General features: G+C 52.0%; 27 protein-coding genes. 3 read left to right on the forward strand and 24 right to left on the reverse strand.

Annotation, left to right across the window (positions count from 1 at the left end; genetic code table 11):
- Positions 1-349 precede the first annotated feature (349 nt).
- From CHH75_RS10675 to CHH75_RS10685, 5 genes are all read right to left on the reverse strand, one after another.
- Entirely contained in the window at positions 350-2,617 is a 2,268-nt protein-coding gene (locus CHH75_RS10675) for a YhgE/Pip domain-containing protein (RefSeq protein WP_095398126.1), read from the reverse strand.
- Positions 2,618-2,689: 72 nt separating this feature from the next.
- On the reverse strand, positions 2,690-2,875 hold the full coding sequence (locus CHH75_RS24630) for a hypothetical protein (protein WP_141235829.1): 186 nt from the start codon (positions 2,873-2,875) through the stop codon (positions 2,690-2,692).
- Positions 2,868-3,095: a hypothetical protein gene (locus CHH75_RS10680; RefSeq protein WP_095264748.1), complete on the reverse strand. Its 228-nt coding sequence runs from the start codon at positions 3,093-3,095 to the stop codon at positions 2,868-2,870. The genes CHH75_RS24630 and CHH75_RS10680 overlap by 8 nt, the downstream gene beginning before the upstream one ends.
- Before the next feature lie 6 nt (positions 3,096-3,101).
- A complete protein-coding gene (locus CHH75_RS25260) occupies positions 3,102-3,224 on the reverse strand; it encodes a hypothetical protein (RefSeq protein WP_255223013.1) in 123 nt (40 codons plus the stop codon).
- Positions 3,225-3,307: 83 nt separating this feature from the next.
- Complete coding sequence (locus CHH75_RS10685; RefSeq protein WP_095264747.1) at positions 3,308-3,901, reverse strand: TetR/AcrR family transcriptional regulator; 594 nt, start codon at positions 3,899-3,901, stop codon at positions 3,308-3,310.
- A 376-nt stretch (positions 3,902-4,277) separates the two neighbouring features.
- Here CHH75_RS10685 and CHH75_RS10690 point away from each other — a divergent pair, with 376 nt between their 5' ends.
- Positions 4,278-5,447 (forward strand): MGDG synthase family glycosyltransferase, encoded by a 1,170-nt coding sequence (locus CHH75_RS10690; protein WP_095264746.1) that lies wholly within the window; start codon positions 4,278-4,280, stop codon positions 5,445-5,447.
- A gap of 175 nt (positions 5,448-5,622) precedes the next feature.
- Here CHH75_RS10690 and CHH75_RS10695 read toward each other — a convergent pair whose 3' ends face one another.
- The 3 genes from CHH75_RS10695 to thpR all read right to left on the reverse strand — a co-directional run bounded on the left by CHH75_RS10695 (position 5,623) and on the right by thpR (position 7,951).
- Positions 5,623-6,306: a metal-dependent hydrolase gene (locus CHH75_RS10695; protein WP_095264745.1), complete on the reverse strand. Its 684-nt coding sequence runs from the start codon at positions 6,304-6,306 to the stop codon at positions 5,623-5,625.
- 45 nt (positions 6,307-6,351) lie between these two features.
- Positions 6,352-7,254 (reverse strand): cell wall hydrolase, encoded by a 903-nt coding sequence (locus tag CHH75_RS10700; protein ID WP_095264744.1) that lies wholly within the window; start codon positions 7,252-7,254, stop codon positions 6,352-6,354.
- A 94-nt stretch (positions 7,255-7,348) separates the two neighbouring features.
- Entirely contained in the window at positions 7,349-7,951 is a 603-nt protein-coding gene (gene thpR, locus CHH75_RS10705; protein ID WP_255223014.1) for an RNA 2',3'-cyclic phosphodiesterase, read from the reverse strand.
- Between the two features lie 231 nt (positions 7,952-8,182).
- On the opposite strand from thpR, the gene CHH75_RS10710 reads away from it, so the two are divergent.
- On the forward strand, positions 8,183-9,136 hold the full coding sequence (locus tag CHH75_RS10710) for a D-2-hydroxyacid dehydrogenase (RefSeq protein ID WP_095398128.1): 954 nt from the start codon (positions 8,183-8,185) through the stop codon (positions 9,134-9,136).
- 34 nt (positions 9,137-9,170) lie between these two features.
- The gene (locus CHH75_RS10715) at positions 9,171-9,491 is read left to right on the forward strand and encodes an MGMT family protein (protein WP_095264741.1); all 321 of its coding nucleotides are present in this window, start codon (positions 9,171-9,173) and stop codon (positions 9,489-9,491) included.
- Positions 9,492-9,918: 427 nt separating this feature from the next.
- Here CHH75_RS10715 and CHH75_RS24835 read toward each other — a convergent pair whose 3' ends face one another.
- From CHH75_RS24835 to CHH75_RS10790, 16 genes are all read right to left on the reverse strand, one after another.
- Complete coding sequence (locus tag CHH75_RS24835; protein WP_176475525.1) at positions 9,919-10,092, reverse strand: hypothetical protein; 174 nt, start codon at positions 10,090-10,092, stop codon at positions 9,919-9,921.
- A gap of 14 nt (positions 10,093-10,106) precedes the next feature.
- Complete coding sequence (locus CHH75_RS10720; protein WP_095398129.1) at positions 10,107-11,087, reverse strand: TRM11 family SAM-dependent methyltransferase; 981 nt, start codon at positions 11,085-11,087, stop codon at positions 10,107-10,109.
- 18 nt (positions 11,088-11,105) lie between these two features.
- A complete protein-coding gene (locus CHH75_RS10725) occupies positions 11,106-12,173 on the reverse strand; it encodes an MsnO8 family LLM class oxidoreductase (RefSeq protein WP_095398130.1) in 1,068 nt (355 codons plus the stop codon).
- A gap of 102 nt (positions 12,174-12,275) precedes the next feature.
- A complete protein-coding gene (locus tag CHH75_RS10730) occupies positions 12,276-13,691 on the reverse strand; it encodes a deoxyguanosinetriphosphate triphosphohydrolase family protein (RefSeq protein WP_095398131.1) in 1,416 nt (471 codons plus the stop codon).
- Positions 13,692-13,894: 203 nt separating this feature from the next.
- A complete protein-coding gene (locus CHH75_RS10735; RefSeq protein ID WP_095398132.1) occupies positions 13,895-14,671 on the reverse strand; it encodes a glucosaminidase domain-containing protein in 777 nt (258 codons plus the stop codon).
- Positions 14,658-15,110, reverse strand: coding sequence for a phage holin family protein (locus CHH75_RS10740; RefSeq protein WP_095398133.1), 453 nt, complete (start codon positions 15,108-15,110; stop codon positions 14,658-14,660). The genes CHH75_RS10735 and CHH75_RS10740 overlap by 14 nt, the downstream gene beginning before the upstream one ends.
- A gap of 147 nt (positions 15,111-15,257) precedes the next feature.
- Positions 15,258-15,395, reverse strand: a complete 138-nt coding sequence (locus CHH75_RS10745; RefSeq protein WP_095398134.1) for an XkdX family protein — start codon at positions 15,393-15,395, stop codon at positions 15,258-15,260.
- Entirely contained in the window at positions 15,388-15,996 is a 609-nt protein-coding gene (locus CHH75_RS10750) for a hypothetical protein (RefSeq protein WP_095398135.1), read from the reverse strand. Before CHH75_RS10750 ends, CHH75_RS10745 begins: the two co-directional genes overlap by 8 nt.
- 12 nt (positions 15,997-16,008) lie before the next feature.
- Entirely contained in the window at positions 16,009-18,651 is a 2,643-nt protein-coding gene (locus CHH75_RS10755; protein ID WP_095398136.1) for a hypothetical protein, read from the reverse strand.
- Positions 18,651-19,196 (reverse strand): YmfQ family protein, encoded by a 546-nt coding sequence (locus CHH75_RS10760; protein WP_095398137.1) that lies wholly within the window; start codon positions 19,194-19,196, stop codon positions 18,651-18,653. Before CHH75_RS10760 ends, CHH75_RS10755 begins: the two co-directional genes overlap by 1 nt.
- Positions 19,193-20,251 carry a baseplate J/gp47 family protein gene (locus CHH75_RS10765; RefSeq protein WP_095398138.1) on the reverse strand — a complete coding sequence of 353 codons (1,059 nt, stop codon included), beginning with the start codon at positions 20,249-20,251 and terminating at the stop codon, positions 19,193-19,195. The genes CHH75_RS10760 and CHH75_RS10765 overlap by 4 nt, the downstream gene beginning before the upstream one ends.
- Entirely contained in the window at positions 20,244-20,657 is a 414-nt protein-coding gene (locus CHH75_RS10770) for a DUF2634 domain-containing protein (RefSeq protein WP_095398139.1), read from the reverse strand. Before CHH75_RS10770 ends, CHH75_RS10765 begins: the two co-directional genes overlap by 8 nt.
- Complete coding sequence (locus CHH75_RS10775) at positions 20,654-20,950, reverse strand: DUF2577 domain-containing protein (protein WP_095398140.1); 297 nt, start codon at positions 20,948-20,950, stop codon at positions 20,654-20,656. The genes CHH75_RS10770 and CHH75_RS10775 overlap by 4 nt, the downstream gene beginning before the upstream one ends.
- 5 nt (positions 20,951-20,955) lie before the next feature.
- On the reverse strand, positions 20,956-21,921 hold the full coding sequence (locus tag CHH75_RS10780) for an XkdQ/YqbQ family protein (protein ID WP_095398141.1): 966 nt from the start codon (positions 21,919-21,921) through the stop codon (positions 20,956-20,958).
- Positions 21,922-21,938: 17 nt separating this feature from the next.
- On the reverse strand, positions 21,939-22,646 hold the full coding sequence (locus CHH75_RS10785; protein ID WP_095398142.1) for a LysM peptidoglycan-binding domain-containing protein: 708 nt from the start codon (positions 22,644-22,646) through the stop codon (positions 21,939-21,941).
- Position 22,647: 1 nt separating this feature from the next.
- A complete protein-coding gene (locus CHH75_RS10790) occupies positions 22,648-24,351 on the reverse strand; it encodes a phage tail tape measure protein (protein WP_095398143.1) in 1,704 nt (567 codons plus the stop codon).
- Positions 24,352-24,401 lie beyond the last annotated feature (50 nt).

The raw sequence follows: 24,401 nt of genomic DNA on the forward strand, positions 1-24,401 counted from the left end.
CACTTCACCGCAACCCACTTCGCGCAGAAACGCTTCTAAGAGGTAATGCAGTATTGTGCAAAAGCGACAAAGGTTAACATTTACCTAACACGTAGATGAATTAGTTCTATATATTTTATCATCACAGATGGTAGCAGGCAATTCAAAGTTTTTATGAATATGATAAGAATTGTTTTTGTGAGTAGAGTCACACTTTCCGGATCATGTTTATGTAGAAAAGTGCAAAAAAACATGCAAATAACACATGCCGAACCGCCACGCCGGCAGATATGCAGCCATCCCTACGAAAAAAGAGCGGCCACGCCCGGGAATCCCGCGCATGATCGCTCTTCTTTCTAATCATAAGACCTCAGGCAGTCGCAGTCGTGCTGCTCCCGGCCGATTTATGCTTACTGTGATGAATCAGGAAATATAGTGATGTGATGATCAGAGACACGGCGCCATAGCCGATCAGCACTCCGGCGCTGCTCCACATGCCGCTGAAGTTTCCGGTCGACACAACATCCTTGAAGCCCATAACACTGTAGGTCATCGGCAGCAGCGGATTCAGCGCCTTCATCCAGCCCGGAATCAGCTCTACCGGGAACGTGCCTGCGCTTGTCGTCAGCTGCAGAATGAGAATGATGATGACCACGAAGCGCCCGGGCTGGTCAAGCCAGGTGACAAACATCTGCACCAGGAACATGAACGACAGGCTTGTGATGAACGAGAACAGGTAGAACAGCGGCACGCTTTGCACCTCCAGCTTCAATCCGTACAGCACCACAATGACCGCCAGCAGCGATTGCACGAGCCCCATGCCGGCAAAGGATAGCGCCCGGCTGACAAACCGGTTCCAGCCTGTCGCACCTTGCACCGTCGTATCGCGGATCGGCAGGATGATCGTGGAGATCAGCGCGCCGACGAACAGGCCAAGGGACAGAAAATAAGGCGAGAAGCCGGTACCGTAATTCGGCACCTCATTCACTTTCATCTCATCGACCTGCACAGGACCGGCAAACATGCTCACGGTCTCCTCGGTCGTTTGAATGCCTCCCGTTTTGTCCGCTGCCTCACTCAGCTTCTCGGCCAGCTCACCGCTGCCCGCCTTGAGCGTGTCCATGCCGCTTACCAGTTCACCCGCACCGGAATCCAGCTGTCTGGACCCGTCAGCGAGCGCAGCGACACCAGAGCCCAGCTCGCCAGCCCCGGCGGCCAGCTGGCCCGTGCCTTCCGACAGCTTCACTGCCCCGCCGGCCAGCTCCTTGCCCCCGGCAGCGGCTTCGCCCAGCTTCGCGCCGAACAGCTTCATGCCGTCCAGCAGCTGCTTCTGGCCTGCATTCAGCTGCTTCGCCCCAGCGAGCAGCTCCTGGCTGCCTGCGGCCAGCTGCTCGCCTCCTTGCGCCAGCTGCTCCGCTCCGGCGCTCAGCCGCCCGGACCCGGCGTCCAGCCGGGCCGTGCCTTCCGCAAGCCCGGCTGCGCCCTGGGCCAGCTGCTTCTGGCCTGCGTTCAGCTCGCTCGTGCCAGCGGCAAGCGACTGGCTTGCCGCCAGCAGCTGCTGAACGTCCGGGCTGGCGGCCAGCTCAGGCTGGCTGTCCGCCAGCTGCTTGAGCCCCTCCGCTACGCGCTTCGCCCCTTGCTCGAGCGCTGCCGTCGCCTCCAGGGATTGGTTCAATCCCTGTTCAAGCTGACGGCTGCCCTCGTGCGCGCTGTGCGCGCCCTGGGCAAGCTCCGCGGCGCCGGCCCGGTTGGCATCCAGGCCGGCCTTCAGCTCGGCGCTGCCCTCGGCCGCCGATTCCAGCCCGGCCTCGAGCTTCGCTGCGCCTTGGCCGGTCTGCTCGGCACCGGCCAGCAGCTCGCCGTGCCCGCCTTGAAGCTGCGCCAGGCCCGAAGCGAGCGCGCTGGCGCCCGACTTCAGCGTTCCGGCTCCGGCGTCAAGCTCCTGCACGCCTGCTGCCAATGGCGCGATGCCTTGCTGAAGCTCAAGCGTTCCATCGGCCAGCTTCGCCAGATTCTGCTTCAGCTTGAGCGCTCCTTCATCAAGCTCAACCGCCCCTTCAGACAGCCTGCTCGCGCCGTCTCCGGCTTCGCTCAGGCCGCCCGAAACCTTCTCCACCTGATCGAATAACGTTTCGGTGTACGCCTCGGTGACTTTCGCAGATACCTTGGATTGAATTTCCTTTACCGCTGTGCCGCCGATCTGTCCGGCCAGGAAATTGTAGCCCTCATTCGGTTTAAACACGATTTTGGCCGGCTGCGGATGATCATCCATCAGCGTGGTCGCCTGCTGCGAGAAATTATCAGGGATGACGATGGTCATATAATACTTGTTGTCCTTCATCCCCTGCTCGGCCTCGCTTTCACTGACGAACTGCCAATTAAACGCCTTCGCTTTCTTCAATTCCGCGACAAGATCGGCACCCGCCTGCAGCGACTTCCCTTCAAACTCAGCGCCGGTATCGTTGTTGACAACAGCAACAGGCAGCTCATCCATCTTGCCATACGGGTCCCAAAATGCGCCGAGAAACATCCCGCTGTACAGCACCGGGATAAATAACACTGCGATGATCGTCACCAGAAACTTCCGGTTCCGGACAGCAGCGCCGACATCTTTAGCAAATACAGATAATGATTTCATCCTGTCTCTCTCCTTCTGTTTCTCTTTCTATATATCATCTCTAATTTCTAATTTTCAGGTTCATATCAGACATCAGCGCTTGACGATTCGCGAATCATGCCGCTGCGGAAAAGGAAGGAACATCCTGGTCACTTTCCCCTCCGTTTTCTTCATAACCCCATCAGCGAATCCGAAGACAAAAGCGAGCCCTTGCTTCTCCAGCATCTTAAGCCCTCCCTCTTCTCCCTTCGCTTCAGACAAGTTTATAACGTCAAACACGGGTCATCCGATTGATCCCAATTTTAATATTCTCTTTTTTACAGATACCAGTTGACCATTTTCCCCATTTGGTCATTTTAGAGCAAAAAAATAATACGAACTCCACCACCTCAAAAAACCATTTCCATTCAGCCAGACTGCTATGCTCGAGCGCGCCTTGTCCCAGGCCGAAATTCATGATACGACGATATGAGCCAGCTTTACGAAACCTGACCGGCATGGGGCATTAGCATGCCTTTCGCTGGTCATCCACCTGCCTCTCCACTAAACCGCTGCTGATCGGGCAGAGAAAGGGCGAGTACGAGGAACCCACCTCCAGGCGGTCCCTCATCTCCGTCGTCTGTTTCATCGAATGCTTCAGCTCAGCCCGCCCAGTATCAGTTCCTTCTATATAACCAATAACAACAACCGAACCAAGCGAGCTGCATTATGTTAACGCGCCCCCGGTGACTCTGCCTTCAATCCTTCCGCCAGAAACAGCATCATATACTCCTTGATCTGCTCCTTATCCAGCGGCTCGCGCAGCTGATTAAAGTCCGTCGTGAGCGCTACGTACAGCTTCAACATGACAAAGGACACGACCTGCGCATCCAGCGGCTTGATTTCCCCGATCGAGATGGCATGCTCCACAATGCCCTGCAGGTAACCGATAATGCTGTTCTCCACCTTCGCCAATCCTTCATGCGCCATCGGGGTTCCGATATCCCGAAGTTCCTGGGACAGCTTAATAAACAGCTCATGCTCGCTCCGGTACTCCAGCAGCGCATCCAGCACCCGGTACAGATTGTCGAAGAAATCCCGGTCCTCCCGAATCTCCCGCTCGCTAATGCGCCTCATCTCCACAATGGACGATTGCAGAATCTCGTCAAACAGCTCTTCCTTGTTCGTAAAAAAGGTATAGATCGTTCCTTTCCCTACATTCGCAATCTTCGCCACCTGTTCCATCGTCGTCGCTTTATACCCGAATAAAGCAAACGATTTGGAGGCAGCTTCCAGCACCTGCTTCCGCCGATCCACAGCTGGCACGCTAACCCCTCCTGTACGGTTATTATTGTTACCTCTTCATTGCCGCATAAATGACCAAAATTCATTTCCGGTCATTCAGTCAACAACAAATGTAACAGATGGCTTTCTCTTTTGCAAGCAGGTACTGAAAAAAATTCAGCCCGTTCCAGGGTCAATATGACGGGATTTGTCTAAATAACAAAGAGCAGGGCTGTTCGTTCAACGAAGAAGATGCCGCGGCGTACCGCGCTTGGCGACAAGCATGAAAAAAAGTTGAACTGCCCGCCGTGTTCACACGTATACTATTATACACTCCTATTTTTCAAGAATTTACATCTAATAGACTGGTTATGTCAGAACTAGAAACTGGATAGGAGTAGAAAAAAGTAGGTGAACTATGAAATATACAAGAGTGCTTCTATTCTCGGAAGGATTCGGAACCGGACATACCCAGGCGGCCTACGCGCTGGCCAAAGGCATGCAGCAAATGTGCCCCGACGTGCACTGCCGCGTAATGGAGCTCGGCCATTTCCTGAATCCGACGGTAGCGCCGATGATCCAGTCGGCATATCGCAAAACCGTGAGCGAGCATCCCCAGCTGGTCGGAAAGCTTTACCGTTCCGGATATGCAAAATCATTAAACCGCCTCACCAGGCTCATGCTTCATCGCATCTTTTATGCGCAGGCCGAGCGGGTGATCGAGCAGCTGAAGCCGGATGTCATCATATGCACCCATCCGATCCCGAATGCCGTTGTCTCCCGGCTGAAGCGCCAGGGACTGCCCACACCGTTATACACGCTCATCACGGACTACGACGCGCATGGCACATGGGTCAATCCGGAGGTCGATCAATATCTCGTATCTACGCCGCATGTGAAGAATCTATTGATGCAGCGCGGGGTGGAGCCAGAATACATACATGTGACAGGAATTCCTGTCCATCCGAAGTTCTGGGAACGAAGATGCCGCGAGCAGCTTCATGCCGAGCTTCACATCAAGGATATGCCCACCATCCTCATTATGGGGGGCGGCTGGGGGCTGATCTTCAACCAAGAGCTGACCCGGATTCTGGCCCGGCGGGCGGACGATATCCAGCTCATCTTCTGCATGGGCGATAATGAGAAGCAGATTGCGGACATGCGTGAGGACCCGCTTTTTCGTCACCCGCATATTCACGTCTTCGGGTATCGCGATGATATCCATAAGCTGATGGACGTATCCGATCTGCTAATCACGAAGCCCGGCGGGATGACATGCACCGAGGGCGCAGCCAAAGGAATCCCGATGCTGTTCTATGAACCGATCCCGGGTCAGGAGGAAGAGAACTGTCAATATTTTGTAAGCCAAGGCTTGGGAGAAGTGCTGGATTCTCCTGCCGTCATTCATAAATGGCTGGACATGCTCGCTCATCGCGACAAGCATGCCGCGGAATATCGAAACCGGGCTGTCACCCTCCCGATTGTGACACCGAGCCGCTGCGCTTCCCATGTGCTTGCTTTGCTGGAGGACAGAGCAGCCGAGCCATATGGGGACATGCCTTACACGTTCACGGCGGATAACTCCTAGCCTAGCCCCAAGGCCCCAGCTTATGCATGCCTGTATAATCACCATAAAGAAGCTTCCCATGCCAATCATGCACGGGAAGCTTCTTCTCATTTCATTCGATTCTATTATTCAATGAACCTCAGTTCTTGTCGTGTGGAAAAATGCCTACCGCGAGTGATCTCTTGATGCCAGCATGCTACAGCGTCAAGCTGTCACCCGGCTTCAGCGCATGTCCTTGAAGACCCGCCTTCTCCAGCTCGGCACAGAAAGCTTCGGCATCCTGGGCGATGGCCGGGAAGGTGTTGTAGTGAACAGGGATCACATGCTTGGCACCGATCCACTTCGCAGCGAGCAGCGCTTCCTCCGGCCCCATCGTAAACAGGTCGCCAATCGGCAGCGCCACCGCATCGATCTTGTTCAGTTCCCCAATCAGTTTCAGATCGCTGAACAAGGCGGTATCACCGGCATGGTAGAATGACTTGTCCCCCATCGTCACAATGACGCCTGCGGCCTCTCCCGCATACCGGAACTGGCCGTCCACCTCAATCGAAGATGTATGGAAAGCCTGCGTATACTTGACCTTGAAACCATCAAACTGAGCGCTTCCGCCGATGTTCAATCCCTGTGCCTTCACACCTTGACTGCCGCAGTAGGAAGCAAGCTCAAATATCGCAATAATCGGGCAGTCGTTCTGTTTTGCAATTTCGATACTGTCCCCAAAATGGTCGGAATGTCCATGGGTCAGCACAACCGCATCCACCTGAATATCCTGGGGAGCGATTCCCGAAGCTGGATTGCCGGATATAAACGGATCAATGATAACCCGGACTCCACCTTCTTCCAACAGCAAACTTGAATGGCCGTAATACGTTATTTTCATGGTTAAACACACACCTCCTACCTTGTAGTTTACCCGAGAAAGGGACTACTTGTAAAAAGAGTGGTTTCCAATTTGTTTAACAAATGTTCTTGAATGATGCACCGTCAAATCCTGGGCCAATTTCAGCGACAGGAAAAAGTACGTATCGTCAGCGACTTCCTTGTGACCGCGCAGGGCCGCCTCCACTGACCGGATCGTCTCTTCATTCGGCGTAACACGCTTAAGACGCCCGTTGGCAACCGGACTGAATTGGTGCTTTTGATAGATCACATCAGTAATAGTATTGGGAAAATTGGCTGACCGCAGCCGGTTTAAGACAACATTGGCAACTGCCACTTTGCCTTCGTACGGTTCGCCTTCCGCCTCTGCCATGACAATCTTCTCTAGCAGAAGCCGTTCTTCAGCTGACACCTCGTAGGTCCAGGTCGCCTGATCTTTCTCGGCCTGGGTTAACGTTTGGGTTCTTGTGAAGAACAAGGTTGTGGGGGGGTTATGGCTTTCAGCTTGCGCTTTGACAGCTTGGTTCCCCTGCTTATTCTCTGTTTCTCCCCCTACTGCTTGCTTGGCATCTGTCTCTTTGCTCTCCAAGGCAGCAGCTTTGGTCTTATTGTGAGAAGGCAGGTTTTCCGCTTCAGCTGAATCGTCTTCCTTCAGGTTGAGAAGAGATACAATCTCACCTTCTGGTACATTCCAAGGCTGGAAAACAATTGAAGTTAAAAGTTCGATAGATTCCCCGTCATTCGTACTCCTCGCAGCTTCTTCTGTTTTGTTCAGCGCATGGACCGGGTCTGGAGCGGCTGCTTTAAAGCTTGGCATCTCCCGCTGTTCTTCCCCTGTCGTTGCAGTTGTTGTTTGCATTCCAAACATACTTATAAGAGACAAACTCACCAGCAGCACTCCGATCAAAAGAGCGATCCAGCGATTTTGCCTTAACATTCTGATAACCATATTTTTCCTCCTATGATGTCGGCACATTCCTACACTATGTAACCACATTTTTAGGCGGTGAAAACATGGTAATTTTATGAACATTTAAATCCCTTTATTTGGAATGTCCGTGAAGCCGCGCCACATCTAGCTTTTCGTACATTGGGCTATGTCCCAAACGCGTTCGAAATAATGTTAGTTCATCAACCTTCCACTGGATGGGATTGGGTCCAGACCCAAGCAAATCCATCATGAACGGGAATTTCCCTTCGAATTTGCGGGCTACCGTAATATGCGGACGATATGGCCTTGATTCCGGTACATACCCGAAGGCCTCCATCGAGGATACAACCGACCGATGAAGCGCAGACAATGCCTTGATATCTCCGTTCAAGCCTGCCCACAAAATTCTCGGCGAAGCATTCGTTCCGAACACGCCGGCATTCGAGACACCCAGCATAAACGGGGCATGAGTGGACGCAGCGGTTTGCAGCGCCTGAACAATCTCCGGAATACGACCAGCTGGCGTATCTCCCAGAAACTGCACCGTCACATGATAATCGGCAGGATGCACCCATTTTCGAAAGGACGCTTGTCCGGATAATTTCTCTGCCCATTCCCTTATGTTCGCCGATGCCTCTTCAGGAAGATGCACCGCAATAAATAATCGCTCCATCGATTCGCCAAAGCCGCTCATAAGCCACGCTTCCTTCCACATGAAAATATCATCTAAATTTCATCGTTCATTCCGATCTGCCGCGTTAAGGACATCTGCTGGCTCTCAGATGAACATGTCTTCGTTAGTCTGAACCATTGTACAACAATTTACTATGGCGACCAAAAATTGAAGGCGCGTATGCGCACAAGACTGAAATTTGATAAACTATTTCCAAAGAAAGATCGTTCCAAGGCTGCCATCAGCCTGAATTCACGCCCAGGAGGTAGTTTCATGCCCAAAATTTTAGCACTGCATGAGTTGACAACCGAACACAAGAACATGATCCAGGCCGCCGCCCCCGGCTTCGAACTGATCACATCCAAGATCGGCGAGCTTGCTCCCGGCATGGTCCGGGAAGCCGAGATCTTGCTTGGCTGGTCCAGCAAGGTAGAGGGCGAGGCTGTCGCTCCTGACAGCCATACGAAATGGGTTCAGGTATGGTCGGCCGGCGTTGACAAGCTGCCGCTTGACGCTTTTCGGCAAAAAGGAATCCGGCTGACCAATGCCAGCGGCGTACATAGCATTCCGATTACGGAGCATATTTTTGCCATGATTCTCGGCTTTGTCCGCAATTTGCATCACGCCGTCAGACAGCAGACGAACCGCCATTGGGACACGGCAGGCACCTTTACCGAGCTTGCCGGCAAAACCATCGTCATTGTCGGCGTCGGGCAAATCGGAAGGCAGACTGCCCAGGTGGCCAAGGCCTTCGGGATGCGCACGATTGGCGTCCGGAATTCCGGCGAGCCGAGCCCGCACATCGATGTGATGTATAAGGTTGATGAATTGACGAAAGCCCTGTCCGAGGGTGATTATATCGTCAATATTCTTCCTCTGACCCCATTAACAACCCATATCTTTGACCGCGACAAATTTGCAGCCATGAAGGATTCCGCCTTTTTCGTTAATGTGGGCAGAGGACAATCGGTTGTTACAGACGCCATGGTCGAGGCGCTCCAAGCCGGCAAGCTGGCCGGAGCCGGGCTTGACGTATTCGAGAAGGAGCCTCTCCCTCAGGACCATCCGCTGTGGAGTATGGACAATGTGATCATTACGCCCCATAAAGCCGGGGATACAGATCAATATGCCGAGCGGGTCATAGATATTTTCCTGGACAATCTCAAGGCCTATACCCAGGGCCGCCCACTCCACCGGAATGTAATTGATTACGATAAATCGTATTAGTTCTAAATCATGTCACGCATTGGAGGGACTACACTTGCAGCCCTTTACCCGGCGGGTCATCGAAATTATTAAAGCCATTCCGGAAGGATCTGTCATGACTTACGGACAGATTGCCAGGCAGGCCGGAAGCCCGCGCGCGGCCCGGCAGGTCGTTCGAATTCTTCATTCCATGAGCCGGGCCCACCAGCTGCCGTGGCATCGCGTAGTCAACGCGAAAGGAGAGATTGCTCTCCAGGAGCCCGAGTCCAAACTGATGCAGGAGTTGTTCCTGCGTGAGGAAGGAATCGAGCTTACTGCCGACGGCCGCATCGATCTTGGCAAGTACCGCCATGAACCCGGCTTCGATGACCCATAATAACGTCCTGATGATCGCATTATCGTCTGTAACCGCAACAAGGCAGCCCGCAGGATCACATCCTGCAGGGCTGTCTTTCATATCTGACATGATTCGCATGCAACAGCATACCATGAATGTTCGGATTCGCCAAGTCCATGTCCGATTTCCTAGGGATATCACACATGTTATACAGAGCCGTTCAGTAGTCCTTACGGTTCTTTAGATGCTCATATCAGGTCCTCATATCAGGAATCCCCGCTTGACTTCCAGCACGGTTTACCAACCCGGGAAATGGGAGACTTCCGATCGCTCCAGCCCCAGGTTGTTCAGTCAACGCTTTAGCCGTTCAATTTCGGAGACAAAGGCGAGCATTTCGCTTCTCCAGTCCCACTTCTTCCCCGTCGTAGAAAGTCTATCACATAGCTTAATTTGAGCATCTTTAGAATCATTTTTGTCGGCCTCCGAATTCGCATTCACGCAAATTCAGCCGCAATTTCCCGGATTTCGCGAACTTCCATCCCCGTCCATCCCTGATGATGACGAACGAAATCTCCCGTCCAAAGCCTGCAATCGTAATTCGGTTGTCGCATCCGTTCTGCTTCGGTCCGGATCTGTTCAATTCCGTTATTATGGTTATTCACACAGCCACACTTCCCGAACGAAGGAGCCTTTGGTCGTAATCGCCCGACCCAATACGTTCCATCCGGCAAGTCTCAGCTGCTCCCCCAGCGGCTCGGTGCTGACAATCACTGCCCGGCGTGCCAGACGCCGCAGGCTGCGCAGCATTTGAAGCCTGTCCTCCTCCTGCAGAACTGAGCATACATTGTAGGGCAAGTCAAGAATGGACGCTTCGTAGCTGCCGGACAGCTCATTCATATCCTGAATCGATACCAGCTGATCATCATATCCGTAATGGCGAAGATTCACTCTCGCTCCTCGGATCGCCAGCGGGTTGATGTCCGATCCTTGTACCTGAATCCCCATCGACAGAGCCTCGATCAGCACATTGCCCATTCCGCAGCATGGGTCGAGAAGCACAGTATTGTCCGGCTCCGGTACCGCCATGTTCACAAGCGCGCGGGCAACCCGGGAGCTGAGACCGGTCGAATAGTTGTATGGCTTCTGCTTATGCGTGAGCCACGCCCGTTCCGGTTCATGGAGCTCTCCTAGGCTCCAGATTCCTTCCGTTCGGATCAAGCCCAGCGTCACCTCCGGCGATTTCATCTGCGCCGTCCCCTTGATATGCCGACCTACCTGGCGCTCAACATCTCTTCTTTCCTCATACGTAAAAGGATCACCGGCTTTCAGGCACACCACCTTGAAGGTAGCTCCTGATAGCTGTATTTGCCCGGCCTGTGCAGCAATCGCCTCCACCGAATCACCGCTCAGCCCAACCTCCAGCCGTACTGACACAAAGGGGCTTCGGTCGGGGTCTACCCGGCGGCTCGTCTGCAGCCAATCCTCACCCGACTTCAAGGGAGTCCCTAATAATTGGGCCAGCTCCAAATGGCATAGCTCCCGTTCAGTTTCATGACAGGCGAATGTATATACATATTGCGGCTTGTCCGATGTAGACGGATACAAGTGCCTGGCCGTTCGGCTTGAATTCGACATAACTTCAACATCTTTCTTCTATAATATAGGTGCAGACTCCCCTGCTAATAGCCGGTAGCAGTTCAGCCTCTCTTCGTAATCGGCAACCGGAACCGTAACCAAAAATTCATCATTTCCATACCGCTCCTTCATCTCCAGCAGCTGTTCTCTGACAGCGGATGGCGTGCCTGTAATGACATGTTTCAACATGCCCTGTCCTTGAGGAACCGATAGCGCTGACTGCGAACTCGGCATACCATGACGTTCTTTGGAGTCACATTTTTCGTTACGTTTGCGCTGCTCATTGGGTTCATGCTGGTTGTTGGGTTCATGCTGGTCGCTGGATTCAGGACCCGTCGTGCCACGGGTTGCTTGAGCTTGCATTGCCAGCTCTTGCGCACGCCGCTCGGTGTCTCCACAGATGATGCTGACTGCGACCATGCTGTGCGGCTCGCGCATGGCAGCTGAGGGGCGGAAATGCTCCCGGTAAGACTTCAATACATCCGCCCCGTCCACCTCACTCATAAAGTGTCCGAAAACAAAGCCGGCCCCGAATTCAGCTGCAAAGCCTGAACTCTTCGTGTTGGTGCCGAGCATCCACATCACCGGGGGCTTCGCCGGGACTGGACGTGCAGCTATAGGAACGTCCTCGTAACGATAACGATCCTCCAGCAGCTCCGTCAGCGCCCGGATCCGGTTCGGCAGATCGGCCACATGGCCGAGATAGTTACCGCTCAGCGCCATGCTCGTATGGGCAGAGCCGCCCGGGGCCCGCCCGATCCCGAGGTCGATGCGGCCGGGATACAGCGCGGCAAGCATCCGGAAATTCTCGGCTACCTTGAGCGGGCTGTAATGCGGAAGCAGCACGGCTCCCGACCCCAGCCGGATGCGCGTGGTCTGCGCCCCGATATAGGCCAGCAGAACTTCCGGGGAGGCGCAGGACAAGTGCTCCAGGTCATGATGCTCAGCAGCCCAATAGCGTTTATAGCCCCAGGCTTCCCCATGTCTCGCCAATCTTCCCGCCTGCCGCAGCGCCTCTTCATAGGTGCTTTCGCCGAGGCGAGGCACCAGATCCAGCATGCTTAACGTATACGATGATGCCGTCATTTAGAACCAGAGCCCCTTTCTACTTTACGGAGCGATAGAATTCGGATTTCTTGTGCCCCGATTGTCCGCCGCTGTTCCAGTGCGCACTCACACGCGGCCTTCTCAATCCAGATCATAGATCGAGCCCACCTTCAGGCCATATAATTCGTTATAGATTTTCTCCGCGAACGCATCGGTCATCCCGGCGATGTAATCGATCACCATATGCTCCCATGTCCAGATCGGCCGCGGGCGCTTCTGATCTGCCTCATAACGCTGCAGCCAGTCCGAAGGAATAATCGCTTTCGAAGCCACCGGATCCAGAAAAGCGTCCCACAGACGTTTAATGATCCATTCACTTCGTTTCTGAAGCCGCTGCACCCGCAGGTCACGGATCATCGTCACCCAGGCGAAGCTTTTCAGAACGCTGACCGTACGCAGCATATCCTCGTCCTCGGCTCCGTCCTTAACGAACGTTACCTTCTTCCATCCATCACCATCGATAACGCCAAGACTGCCCACAAACAAGCTGACCCAATACGCCTTCACCTCGCGCCGTGTCCGGGAATAATCAAACTCGCAGGTCGGCATCTTCTCATTCCATACGCGCAGGAACTCTCCAAGCACGGCCTCCACCTTCGGATAGATGCGGTCCTCGGTCCAGCCCTTCCACACCTCGTCCTCCAGGGTCATGATCTTCTGGACGATCAGCTTGTTCAGGTAACTGTCTCTAAGAAAATGCTCATGCACCTCGATCTTTCCAGCCTTGATGCCATCCTCCAGATCATGCGCCGAATAAGCAATGTCATCACACAGGTCCATCAGCTGGGCTTCCAGCGTTTTATGCCCCTCCGGAATTCCCCATGTCTCGCGGATATGCGATATATATTCCCACTCATGACGGTACATCCCCTTCGGGTTAACGAGCCCGGGGAAGGGATATTTATTAATGCCGAGCAGCACCGCATCGGACAGGTTCAGGCCGTTCACATTTTCCCGCTTCTCCAGGTACATGATCAGGCGAAAATTATGTGCGTTCCCTTCGAAATGCTCATACTTCTGCCTCATTTCCTCCCGAATCCCCGCTGCCTCTAGCGGTGTTGGCGTATAGGGCAGACTGGATATGATCTGCTCCGCTTTGCTGTCTATCAGCTTCTCCAGAATGCCCTGCAGCACTTCCTCGCCCTTGTGACCGAACGGAGGATGGCCAAAATCATGCGCGATCGCCGCACATTCCACCACCTCGGGATCAATGATCAGACCGGCATTCTCCGCCGCCTCCGGCATCACTTCCGGATAGCTGCGGCTCAGGCTCCGCGCCGCCTCTCTGGCAATCTGGGCAACTTCAAGGGAGTGTGTCAGCCGCGTCCGGTAATAGTCTCCGGTGCCTGCGCCGAATACCTGCGATTTCCCCTGCAGCCTGCGAAAGGTCGGCGAATGAATGAGGCGGGAATAGTCCCGCTCATATGCCGCCCGGGAAGCATCCGACTTCGTCTGCTCCGGGTATTGGCGATGCTCTCTAAGCTCCTTCAGCGTCATAGCTCTCCACTCCTGTGCTTATGTCTTTATTCTCATTATTATATGCCATCTGGTGTTTCAAAGGAAAATGCCAGCAGGGACAAGAAGCTTGTCCACTACGGCGAGCACATAAGGAAGCTTGGTATGGAAGAGAGCCGTCACTGGTGCAGAGATAGACATCTTATAACCGGAGAAAAGCATGAAGCTCCCTCGGCTTTTTAGCTTTATTTTGGAATAAGGCCCATCCGGTGCATCAATGTCACCATCCGATAAAAATCATAACTGCCCGCAGGATCGTTAAGAATCCCCGCCTCCTGCGCCGCCTTCACCGCCGGTTCCGCCCAAATCGGAATGTTCTCAGGGTGAAGACTTTCCAGCTTCTTGAGCCGTTTATTCAGCTCACGGATCGTATGCTCCTGTTCGGTTGTTGTTTTCAAAACCGTCGCGAGACTGGTGTTCAACTGCTGGATCTGCTTTCTCGCATCCTTCAGCTCGGCAGTCAGCTGCTCCATGTTCACGCGCTCCACCTCCTTCGGATTCGGGACATCATATTGATACAGGGAATGCTGCTCGATAACAGCAATCAGCTTGTTCGGATAGTTGGGGTCTGTGGCGTACCCGCCTTTCCAGATTTCGGTTGCCGCTGTTTTGTAATCCGCCCACAGGACACCATGGTAACGGTTCGGCTTGTCTTTCGTGCCGTTAAGGATCAGCTTCGTATGATCAGCCACCGATTCCTGCCAGTTGTTGTATTTGCGGAATTGGGCGTTCGTTCGATAGGGAGTCTGTCCCCGGTACTCGGTCGTCTGCATCGTTACGCTGCCCGCCGGTCCGGTGCCCTTGATGCCAAACAGATTGTTCGCCTGCTGCGTCAGCCCGCTCTTCCCCCAGTTCGATTCCAGAATCGCCTGCGCGAGCGTCAACGAGGCCGGAACCCCGTAGCGCCGCATATCCTCGGTAGCAATCGGAGCCAGCTTGTCAATAAAATCACGCGGATTCATCCTTCTTCCCTCCTTTAGGTGTGGGGCCCTGTTCCCCTTCTTCCGATTTGATCTGGAAAAGTTGTACTACATTACGCAGCGATTGTGGAATCGGTATCCCCATGCGCCCGACATTCTCAATAATAGACAACAATTCATTCGCCAGATAAAAGAATATCACCGTGTTCTGAAAATAATTCATCTCTCCCAGCACCCGGTCAACCAGATGCATCAAAGCGATGAGAAGGAAAATGGTGATTTTCCGGGCAATGCCCTTGTAGCCGATCCGGCTCCGCAGCTCGCCGTTCATCCAGGCCGCCCCCCACCCGGTCAGCCAATCAATCACCACGAGCCACAACAACAGATGGAGCGGAAGCGACCACCCGCCCCATACATACACAGTCACGGACCCCGCGCCCGCCACCAGCAGCTTAAACAGTTGACCGATGTGCTCATACATGCGTCTCTCCTCCTTTAAGTGTATGAAGATTTAAAAAGCCCCCGGGAATGCCGGGGGCTGAAAAACAAAACGGTAATGCGTTGTAACTATGGTTGGACTCATGAACGGGAACTCCGATCTTGTCTAACGGGCCGTTAATCCGTGGAATTAAAACGTCTCTCCCGTAATCAGTTCGTATTCCTCCGGTGTGATGACACCGTAGCCGACATATTGACGCAGTTGGGGCTTCTGAGCCCATTTTTTCTCGTAATAATATTTCAGTCGCTCATAATCGTTCTCAAACATAAGTCCCCTCTCCTTCCGATGAATTGGTCTCCAGTGACAGCATCCGTAATTCCAGGCCTACAACCTGAGCGCCCAGCGCTTCATTCTGCCGGCGAAGCTCCAACGCTTCCAGTTCCCGGGCCACCAATTCAGCCCCCAGCCGATCAACTTCACCAGGCACTGCCGGTTGAGGCTTGGTCAACTCCTCGATCTCCTCGGGAGACAGTCCCTCTTCCCACAATTCAGGCAGCGAGGGCCACAACAGCACGGGCTGCTGGCCCCGCTCCTCTTGCGGAAGCTGATGCCAGCTGTTAAGCGCTTGCTGATATTCAGCCTGTGCAGCAGCCAGCGCTTCCTGGTACGCAAGCCAGCCAACAAGATCAAACCTCGGATGGAACAATCCTGGGGGAACCGGAATGCCAACCATGTAACCGGCGACCTCCGCTTCAGTCCGCTGGCCTTCGTCCTTATCTTCACTGTCCGTTGCATGAGACGCCGCTCCATCCAAGACAACCGGGTGTAACGGCTCGTTATAAAAAGGGACGACACCGTTAAAGGCATCGTCCACAAGAACGTCCTCCATATAGAGGCCGTCTGTATTTACTTTCGGTACAGCTTTCATGTGATACCTCCTTTATTGTTCGGCAGGAAAAGAGCAATGTAAAGGTAAATGCATAACAGAACCAGGAAAAAATGCCGTGATGTTTCCACTAGGGGAAATATTCAAAAAAGCCAAATTATAGACTGTCCCTGAATTTATAACAACAGATATTCTGTGTGTTGTTTTGGGTCTGTATCCTGGAGGTAAAATAAAAATGACAGATTCATGTGATCCTCCATTAACAATCCCATTCAAATGAACGATACCATTATCATCTTTACAGTATTGAGCGGGAAATTGGCCACCACTAGAAAGAATCCATCCATTCAATAACGTGGGATATAACCATTCAAATACAGGGTTGGAGTCTTTATCTTTCTTTGATTCCTCCACAACAGATACCCGCTTTAGCGCCTCAGCCACCCCAGCAGTTAGGTCGTCGATCTGCGCTTTTTCATTTGAGGCAAGCGTACCGCTGATGGGCTGGATTGGTGATTTATCGAGCTTGAGGTAGGTGACGCTGTAAACTGCGGAAGGGTCGTAAGCGCCAGGCATGCTGCGGAGGTACTGATTTCCGTAAGCAGGTGCAGAGTCAGTTCCTGTAAAGATTGTCCAATTGCTCGTATTTAGTCTGTCATTCTTATAGACGGCCATTGTGGTGTCTACCTTATATGTTAACCTCGTGGTTTCCCAAGTCGTAGTCCCGGGGTTACCACTGTTGATGTAAGCCAATCCCGTATTGGACCATATATAAGGATTCGCCCTCTCTCGCAACACAATCCCCGTTCCGACTTCGACCTGATTATCTCCCTCATTTAACGTCAGGCAACCTTCGGTCACAACAGGCTCGACGATCGGTGAAGCAAGGCGGTAAACGAGTTGGTAGGGTGTGTACATGTTTCCAAGTGCATCCACGCCGGCAAAATTAGTAGGTATCGTGCTTGTATAGTCAATGCCATTGGTTAGAGGCGTACTGTCATTCATGCGTGTAATTCTAACCCATGACTTAGCTCCTGTACCGTTATAAGGTGTTGATCTCGGTTGTCCAGCAACACTCATTTTCCAACCCAAAAAGTACGCCTTTATCTCGTCAGATGTCGGAGTGTAGCTATCACCCCAACCGCTTTCGGCGTTGGAAATAGTTATACTGAGAAGGTCACCACGTAGCATCTGATAATCAGGCCCAGCCCAAGATGTATTTTCAACTATACGGCGTCCCAGTTTTCTCCCGGTGAATTTTGTAACTATAGCCGAATCCTGGACCTGATCACTTATACGCAAATTTGTCCATTTGTATCCATTTGTTCCATTACCGTATAACCAGTCAAGAGTTCCATCCAGCACAATCTTCTTCCACTTCGCTAACTTGAAGTATTGCCCTTCACGCTCAAAAAGCAAATCCAGATCGCTGCCGTCGTCCGGGTTGGCATGTAGCTCCGTCTGGAATGCAAGCATGGAGTCCGCCCTCGGTTTGAACGACTTAAGGTCTGAGCCAATGACAAGCATTGGGTCTTTGAAAGTAAAAGTTCCTGCCCGTCTATTGTTGTAAATATTTACAATGATCTCATTGTACTCGCCGCTATTAAAAGTGACTGACTGCTCCTGTGTGTTATCGATTAACACATCCGTGGATGGTGCGGTAACGGATATAAAACCGTCATGTAAGACCGAATAAGTATACAACGTATTAGGGAGAACTTTAACTGTATAGCTTCGTGAGACACGAGTACTTTCTAATCCCTTAAGTTTTATTACATACGGTTCGAGAATTTGTGACTCACCGGCGCTACTTCTCCACTCATAAAATGGTGGCAGCAAATTCTCACCATACCGGATCACATACGGATTACTTACAGATTGAGTACTATTAACATAAGGATATTTTATAGATATTTCTTCGTCTGTTAAAAGTATAAAAGAATCATATTCCTCCTGTGAAACCTCAAAAATTCTTACACTGTCAAAGTTAGACGATTCCCCATCCTGTTCGTATAAAGGAGTCCCTTCATCTTTTAAAAGATAGAGACGTGGAATAACGTCACAATCAACTACCGGGCTAAAAGCAGTTCTGACTAGGGAAAAATAATCTCTCTTATCACTGACAATATTAGAATTTGACATGAAAAAGTTAGGGTCTGTTTGAGATAGATGACTGTAAACCTTCATTTGAGCGGCACCTTTGTTAACCCTCACCATTCCCATTAAAATATAATAACGCCCTTGGTTAACTTTATATCCTCCACGAATATCAACATAGTGTTCCACTCTACCAGTACCGGATGCTGTTACTTTTAAAGAATTAGAGCCGGTATAGAAAGATGTGTTATCCAGCATTGCAATCGCTGAGGAGCTTTGAGTAGTGGAAATACTGGTTTCAAAATCACCATCCCGCCCCAACAAATTCACCAACGTCCGTCCCTTAATCCCACTCAGTGAAAAAGGTGCAGTACGCTCTGCATGCACAACCTGCAATCCCGGCTGGAGCACAACCTCTCTGCGTTCCTCGGTATCCAATCTCGAGGCGAGAGAATCGAGGGATTGCTTCGTCTCACCAGCAAACTGATCGACCGCATCCGCGTTCTGATCAATATATTTCTCCAGATCAAAATACGTCGTTGACGGTGATGTTCGGTCAATTTTATTCAACCCGATATTCGGTGTAACCGGATTTGTCATCAGGCTCCTCCTCCCAACAATCGATCTTGTGTAGTTCCTTCGACCTGATCCAATGTCATACTTTCCACCTCGGCTATCGTTAAGTAACGAAGCGCATATTCCACCATCATGTGTGCGGGTTTAATCTCCTCCATCGCTGCCTTCAAATCCCCCAGATTAGGCGGAAGACCTACGGTATCGCGAAAATGTATCGTCACCTTATACTCCGCAGGCTGGACGGTCACTTCGATACTCCCGCGTTCATATGCCTGCGCTACATTTTTCAGCATGCTGGCCGATACTTTTCCGCTGCCGCGCATCTTGGAGATCACAACCGACCGGCGCTGTTCAAGCGGCTTGGACAGGTGGACCGGAATGTTCAGGTCCTGTTCATATCGGGAAAGCGACCAGGTTGCCGTCTCGGGATAATACTGATCGATCAGATCCTCCATATCCCGAGCCAGCTGGTCCAGTTCAGCTCCCTCGGTGTTGGCAATGGCTTTCATCTCCCGAATCCCATGGTAATAGGAAGGGAGATAATTCAGCCAAGCTTCAGCTTTGCTCATCGGACGGTCACCGTCCCCAGAACGGCTACCGCCTCCGGATCAATGGGGATGCTCTCCGTCCCCCCATTAACCGTGAGAACCTCATAGTCGATAACCGAAGGAATGTCCAGAATCACATTCGCAATCCGGTTATACCGGACAAGCGGATCCAGCATCGCCAGATCTTTCAAATACTGCCGCACTCCAGTTTCGATAGCTTCTTGAACGCCATCCATACCTGCTCCGTCCAGCAGCGTAACCTGTACATCAACATCAATCGGCACCTCTACGGCCGCGACCACCGTCACCACAGCACCGACAGGAGCTGTTCCTTCCCCTCTGCCATCCATGGTCGGATCAATATGCTGCTGCACCGCCTCCACAATGGAAGGGGCCGGCGCTCTCATCTCGTTATCCAGCAACACCACCTTGACCGTGCCCGCTCCATCCCATAGCGGAAATGCTCGAGCCTTGCCAACCCCCGGCATCTCTCTTGCCCACAGTTCGTATTGATTCCGGTTCGCGCTCGTAATTGGACGGGATATTTTCTCCCGATAGCGGTCATACAAGGCCTCGTCAGATTCCGTATCTTCACCTGGAACCCTGAGCTCAATCAGCTCAGCGGTGACCAATCCTTCAATATATTCAAGCGGGAGCAGTGAACCAAAACGCCGGTTTCCTTCTCTGCCGCTCGTCTCACATTCCAGCAAGTAGAGACCTTCATCCTCGCGGGCAACCACCGAATAATTCAAGGAATCCAAGGAATAGCGGCTGCCAATGGGAACCTCCAGCGGAGCGCCGCCGTTTCCGGTGAATCGTCCCAGAAGCAATGCATGGGTCGCCTCCTTGCGTGTAATTCCCGACCAGGCAATGCTCCGATCCAGGTACTCTCCAGACGCTGTGGCCGCGAATTTATATTGAATAGAGTAGACCAGCTCGATATACATCTGAGCAAGCTCGGCAGCGGCCGGGGCCAGCGCGTCATAGATAATGCTGCCCTCTCTTTTGTCCATCCCATCCGGAACGCGGTCCAGCATCCGTCCGAGAATGGCTTCAAACGTCTGCTCTTCATACATCCTCCCTCACCTCCCTGGTCATATCAAATGCGCCGAATATGCTGCGAACTGTAAATTCAACCCGCCCCTGATCGCCTGTAAATGTCATGTTCATATTCTCCACTGCCACAATCCGATCATCCTGCAGCAGCGCTTCCTTGATGTGCCGCTCGATTTCAGCGTATGCCCACAGCGGGTCACGCCCGATGACCGAGTGCAGCTCATGACCGTAATCGCTGCTGTAGATGAGATGTGCAAACCGACGGGTTTGCAGGATTTTGCTCACTGCCTGCTTGACCGCCTCCAGTCCATCGATGTGCCCGGATATCGTTCCGGCTTCATGGTCCAGCCTATACGTCAGGCTTGGTTGATCCATGGTCTCTACGGTCTCACCGTCCGGTATCATCATGCCGCCTTGCGGGATCATGACGGCTTCACCAGCCGATCCAGGACAAGATAAGTCTGGCCGCCTTGGTATCGAAGGAGCACCACGGTATCCCCTGTTTGCAGCCCCCTTCGTATCACCACTTCTTCTCCGGCAATGTTCCGCTTATATTCAGTCAAAGACTCGCCCACAGCTAAAAAATCCTCCGTCAGGCTGAAACGCTGATCCACGTTCACCTCCAGAGGATGGGTATTGGTTACCGTGCCGTACAGCACCGTTACCGGATTCGTGCTTCCGACGGCGCTGAGGCTAGCTTTTTTAATAATATCCAGCATTGTTCTTACACCACCTTCATTTTCAGAGACATCGTATGGGCACCGCCGGACAAGCTATGCGAACACTCATCGATCAGATAAGGCTTCAGCCCTTCACCTGGAAGGTTCACGTAAATCGTATATCCAGCCCGAACCCGTGCATCCCCGATTGCATCAATGCTCAGGGTCTGCTCCTCCCGGTTCTTCAGAGCAAGCAGATTGCTCGCCAGCTGATTCAGTTGGGCGGGGTTCATGTTCTCATCGGCAACTTCGTAGAGCTGAAGCAGCCCCCATTTCGCAATGGACTGCCCATCCTTGTGAATGTACACGTCTCGCTTGCCAGTCTCCTTATTGTCGCGGACCACCTTAATCCGGTTATACGTTTCGTTATCAATGCTTGTCTTATACGAGAAATCCGTCATCAGACTTTCTTCCCCAACCGCAAAGTTCAGCCGCATTTCGTTGATGTTCTTCAAAGTAAGGGCCCCAAAATGGTCATAAAACATATAATATTGCTTTGTCGCCATCAGCGTTGCATCAAGCGCCTTGCTGATCATATCGATCAGCTTCGTATCCGCCTCAAGCAGCGCTGGTATCGTATGACCGGTATTCGCCAGCTGCCCTACCTTCAATTGATAATCCTTGGCGATTTTGCGGATGATGTCTTCGACCCTCGTATTGGTGAACCGGTACGTATCTTTATTAGAAAGATAACGGAGCTGGTCATAAGCCAGCAGTTTCATCTGGCCGTCCGCCCCCCATTCCTTGGAGAACACATAACCGTAGAACAAATCCTGTCCATCCTTCCGGAACCGCACGATATCTCCGTTGTTAACTGCGAACGTTGTGCTCTGTGCCAAGCCGTCATTCACAATGGTAAAGTCGAGGCTTGCAGGCTTCGCCTGGCGGGCTGTCTTCCAGGTGATGTCCGTTACAATCTGCCCGATATCCCAGACGTTTCCGTTTTTGTTATCCACCATGAACTCGATCATCAGGATAGGCCTCCTCGTTATGGAATTCGGAGCACTCGTCCGATGGCCAGCTTGCGGACTTCATGGTCCTTGATTCCATTCAGCTTCTGGATTTCCGTATGGCGTGAGCCGCTGCCCAGCAGCTTTTGCGCAATGCTCCAGAGTGTGTCGCCTTTGACAACCGTATAGGTAGCAGGCTTTTGGCGATCATCTGGGCGGCTGTTCGTTTTTGCGGCTGCGGGCTGGGCATTCTTGACTGGCACTACCTTCTTGGCTCCATAAAATCTATAACGCTTAAGCGTGATTGAGAACTCCACATCCTCCGGCGAGCCGGACATCGTATTCCAATCAAAGCTCTCGATGGACGCCGCCATGTTGAGGGCGAAGGTCTTCGTTCCGTCCGCCTGTGTACCGCCCGCTGCCTGGGCCGTATCAGGAACAAGGCCGGTCACAACCAACCGCACGGGCCTGCGCGTCTCCATCCAGCCTTTAATCGTATTGATGTAATCGATCGGAGGCAGCAGCTCATCTGTATGGACAAAAGGGTACATGCGACCGGGAAAAAAGCTTTTAAACGAAATTTCCGTCAGCTTTGGATACAGGATCGTATTGATCTCGCCCAGACCGACAATCGTATACCCCTTCCCGTTTCCGCCTTCCTTCACTTCAATCCGCTCCGGATTGACAGGAAAACGAAAAACCTCCTCCTGATTGTTAAAGCTCAGAAACAACCCATACTCACTCATGCTACAGATACACCCCTTCCGCACTGGAGACAAATTCTTCTTCCAGCGTCCGGTTAATTCTGGAGATAATCGTATCCAGATCGGCACCTGAGTTAATATCGCCTGTTGTCATTTGAACTGTCGGCGTCAGTGTAATCATATTGCTGATCGCTTGGATCTCGGCCAAATCTCGCATCACCTTCAGATCCTCGCTCGCCACGTCCACCGTTTTGTTCACTTTGTCGACCGTATCAATGCTGCCTCCCATAGGCGCTACCGGCATCGGCGTCGTTGGCATGGAAGGCATGGAAGGAGAGGGAGATGGTGCGGAATAGGCGACATCTAGCCCTGTAGTGCCCATATTATGCTGATTGAGAATATCTTCGAAATCGTTCCCCACATCAGGGATGAATTGCTGCTTGAAATTGTCCATTGAGAAATTCTCGATAAAGTCCTGTCCCTTATCTCTAAAATCGGTAAAATCCGCCCTGTACTCGATCTCGGCAATCTCCTTGGTGTCCACGCCCAGAATACGGCCAAAGAAGCCGGCTACCGCATTAACTCCCTTAATAATTCCGTTAATGAGGCCGATGACGGCGTTCACTGTGCTCTGCGCGAGATCCACGATGAATCCGAAGACGTTGCTGAATATATTTTTCAAGGATTGAGTGATCGTCCCCCAAGCGTCAAAGGCAGAAATTACCGCTATAATCAGACTAATAACGAGCAAGAGCGGAAGAGCTCTTATCGTTACACTTAATAGTCTTTTAGCTTTATCAAGCAGATTCAATGATGTCAGGTAAGCCGTGGTGGCAAACCTTAAATAGTTAACCTTAATATATAAACCAGCCATTACAACACCCGCTGCAGTCAATAAGGGCAACAATCCATATAAGATATTTAATAAGTTCCAGATCACCGTACCCACGCCTAGAATTGCGCCTTTAACAAACTCCCACGCTGGCGGAACCAATTGGGCAACCCATAGGAATAACTCAGAGATAAACATCAGCCCAATAGATAAAGCATCAATAAAAGGCTGAAAGGTCCCGTTCTCAAAAGCCTCATTCAGCATCTGCAGGATCGGGGTCAGCGCCGCAAGTGCTCCGGTTCCGATCTGAATGAATGAGTTATTCACATTGCCAAGCAGCGTCTGCCATTGATTGACTGGTGAATCCAGCATGGTGTTCAACCCTTCCTGGGTCATGCCTGCCCGATTCAACAGCTCATCCATCGAGGCCAGGAAGGACTCAAAATTGCCTTTAGCATCGACAATCTCGCTGTTGAATTGTGCAATTTCTCCTGCCGGGATGTGAAATTCCTTTGCCAACAAATCGGTGTTCCCTCGCATAGCATTCATAATGGCTGCAGCGGCATCGGCCGAGCTTTTCCCTCCCGGCGACAGTGTGCTAAGCCTTGCTGCAAAATTGTTCAGCTCCGCAATCTGATCAGAGTTTTGCGTCATGGACATAAAGGATAACGAATTCTTTAAAGATTGGGTCACATCTGCGCCTGTTTTCAACGCCTCCCGTTTAACCTGATCGAACATAGCTGAACTTACTTCGACATCACCGATATGAATGTTAAACAACTCTCGGAACTCATTTTCCTTAGCCGCTGGCACAACGGTCATGGTAGCCGGTCCTACAATCATTCTGTTGGCGTAATCTTCAAATTTCTTGTACATGGCTTGAGATTTCGCTAAAGAACCTAGTATATTGATCATCCCTTCACCCCCTCTTGCATCAAAATCATCTCGGCTTCCGAACCCGTTCC

This window comes from Paenibacillus sp. 7541 (assembly GCF_002276395.1).
Lineage (GTDB): Bacteria > Bacillota > Bacilli > Paenibacillales > Paenibacillaceae > Paenibacillus_AQ > Paenibacillus_AQ campinasensis.

Coding starts and splice junctions, on each gene's coding strand:
- CHH75_RS10675 (WP_095398126.1), bottom strand. CDS start 2,617: ATGAAATCATTATCTGTATTTGCTAAAGATGTCGGCGCTGCTGTCCGG.
- CHH75_RS10680 (WP_095264748.1), bottom strand. CDS start 3,095: ATGCCGGTCAGGTTTCGTAAAGCTGGCTCATATCGTCGTATCATGAAT.
- CHH75_RS25260 (WP_255223013.1), bottom strand. CDS start 3,224: ATGAAACAGACGACGGAGATGAGGGACCGCCTGGAGGTGGGTTCCTCG.
- CHH75_RS10690 (WP_095264746.1), top strand. CDS start 4,278: ATGAAATATACAAGAGTGCTTCTATTCTCGGAAGGATTCGGAACCGGA.
- CHH75_RS10695 (WP_095264745.1), bottom strand. CDS start 6,306: ATGAAAATAACGTATTACGGCCATTCAAGTTTGCTGTTGGAAGAAGGT.
- CHH75_RS10700 (WP_095264744.1), bottom strand. CDS start 7,254: ATGGTTATCAGAATGTTAAGGCAAAATCGCTGGATCGCTCTTTTGATC.
- thpR (WP_255223014.1), bottom strand. CDS start 7,951: ATGTGGAAGGAAGCGTGGCTTATGAGCGGCTTTGGCGAATCGATGGAG.
- CHH75_RS10710 (WP_095398128.1), top strand. CDS start 8,183: ATGCCCAAAATTTTAGCACTGCATGAGTTGACAACCGAACACAAGAAC.
- CHH75_RS10720 (WP_095398129.1), bottom strand. CDS start 11,087: ATGTCGAATTCAAGCCGAACGGCCAGGCACTTGTATCCGTCTACATCG.
- CHH75_RS10725 (WP_095398130.1), bottom strand. CDS start 12,173: ATGACGGCATCATCGTATACGTTAAGCATGCTGGATCTGGTGCCTCGC.
- CHH75_RS10730 (WP_095398131.1), bottom strand. CDS start 13,691: ATGACGCTGAAGGAGCTTAGAGAGCATCGCCAATACCCGGAGCAGACG.
- CHH75_RS10735 (WP_095398132.1), bottom strand. CDS start 14,671: ATGAATCCGCGTGATTTTATTGACAAGCTGGCTCCGATTGCTACCGAG.
- CHH75_RS10740 (WP_095398133.1), bottom strand. CDS start 15,110: ATGTATGAGCACATCGGTCAACTGTTTAAGCTGCTGGTGGCGGGCGCG.
- CHH75_RS10745 (WP_095398134.1), bottom strand. CDS start 15,395: ATGTTTGAGAACGATTATGAGCGACTGAAATATTATTACGAGAAAAAA.
- CHH75_RS10750 (WP_095398135.1), bottom strand. CDS start 15,996: ATGAAAGCTGTACCGAAAGTAAATACAGACGGCCTCTATATGGAGGAC.
- CHH75_RS10755 (WP_095398136.1), bottom strand. CDS start 18,651: ATGACAAATCCGGTTACACCGAATATCGGGTTGAATAAAATTGACCGA.
- CHH75_RS10760 (WP_095398137.1), bottom strand. CDS start 19,196: ATGAGCAAAGCTGAAGCTTGGCTGAATTATCTCCCTTCCTATTACCAT.
- CHH75_RS10765 (WP_095398138.1), bottom strand. CDS start 20,251: ATGTATGAAGAGCAGACGTTTGAAGCCATTCTCGGACGGATGCTGGAC.
- CHH75_RS10770 (WP_095398139.1), bottom strand. CDS start 20,657: ATGATCCCGCAAGGCGGCATGATGATACCGGACGGTGAGACCGTAGAG.
- CHH75_RS10775 (WP_095398140.1), bottom strand. CDS start 20,950: ATGCTGGATATTATTAAAAAAGCTAGCCTCAGCGCCGTCGGAAGCACG.
- CHH75_RS10780 (WP_095398141.1), bottom strand. CDS start 21,921: ATGATCGAGTTCATGGTGGATAACAAAAACGGAAACGTCTGGGATATC.
- CHH75_RS10785 (WP_095398142.1), bottom strand. CDS start 22,646: ATGAGTGAGTATGGGTTGTTTCTGAGCTTTAACAATCAGGAGGAGGTT.
- CHH75_RS10790 (WP_095398143.1), bottom strand. CDS start 24,351: ATGATCAATATACTAGGTTCTTTAGCGAAATCTCAAGCCATGTACAAG.